The 1,317-nt window shown below is 55.1% G+C and carries 1 pseudogene; it reads left to right on the top strand.

The annotated features are described in order from the left end of the window. Positions 1 to 77: 77 nt before the first annotated feature. Positions 78 to 1,317 (top strand): annotated as a pseudogene (gene fusA / locus ACIPLA_RS28260) (elongation factor G); the annotation flags it as partial.

Below are 1,317 nucleotides of genomic sequence, written 5' to 3' on the forward strand. Positions count from 1 at the left end.
ACCGTATGGATGGAGCCAACAAGGCTTTCTCGCACTACCGCTTCTAATTTTAGCGTCACTAATTTTGCGAGGGCTTTATGGCTCGTACTACACCGATTAACCGCTACCGTAACATTGGTATCGTTGCTCACGTGGATGCTGGTAAAACCACCACCACCGAGCGCGTCCTTTTTTACACTGGCAAAAGTCACAAAATGGGCGAGGTGCATGACGGCGCCGCGACCACAGACTGGATGGTGCAGGAGCAGGAGCGTGGTATTACCATTACTTCTGCTGCCATCACCGCCTTCTGGCAGGGTTCCGAGAAGCAGCACAAGGACCAATACCGCTTCAACGTCATCGACACCCCGGGCCACGTTGACTTCACTATTGAAGTTGAGCGTTCCCTGCGTGTTCTCGATGGCGCGGTCGTTGTGTTCTGCGGCACCTCGGGTGTTGAGCCTCAGTCGGAAACCGTATGGCGTCAAGCCAACAAATACGGCGTTCCACGTCTTGTTTACGTAAACAAGATGGACCGTGCTGGTGCGAACTTCCTGCGCGTGATCGGTCAGATCAAGCAGCGTCTGGGTCACACTCCGGTGCCAATCCAGTTGGCCATCGGTTCCGAAGACAACTTCCAGGGTCAGATCGATCTGATGTCCATGGAAGCTGTTTACTGGAATGACGCTGACAAAGGCATGGTTCCAGTTCGCAAGCCTATCCCTGCTGAGCTGCAGGAACTGGCTGATGAGTGGCGCGGCAACATGGTTGAGGCTGCGGCCGAAGCCAGCGAAGAGCTGATGAACAAGTACCTCGAAGGTGAAGAACTCACCAACGCGGAAATCAAGGCCGCTCTGCGTCAGCGTACTATCGCTGGTGAGATCGTTCTGGCTGTTTGCGGTTCTTCCTTCAAGAACAAGGGTGTTCCCCTGGTTCTCGACGCCGTGATCGACTACCTGCCTGCTCCTACCGACATTCCTGCCATCAAGGGTACTGACCCGGATGACGAGACCAAGGAAATGGAGCGTCACGCAGACGACAGCGAGCCGTTCTCGGCTCTGGCGTTCAAGATCGCTACCGACCCATTCGTGGGTACCTTGACCTTTGTTCGAGTTTACTCGGGCGTGTTGGCCTCCGGCGACGGCGTGATCAACTCGGTTAAAGGCAAGAAAGAGCGTGTGGGTCGTATGGTGCAAATGCACGCAAACGCCCGTGAAGAAATCAAGGAAGTACGCGCTGGTGACATCGCGGCCTTGATCGGCATGAAGGACGTCACCACTGGAAACTTTGTGCAACGCTGACAAGCCAATCATCCTGGTTCGCATGGACTTCCCGGAG

The sequence above is a fragment of the Pseudomonas sp. NPDC086112 genome (genome assembly GCF_044746425.1).
Taxonomy (GTDB): Bacteria; Pseudomonadota; Gammaproteobacteria; order Pseudomonadales; family Pseudomonadaceae; genus Aquipseudomonas.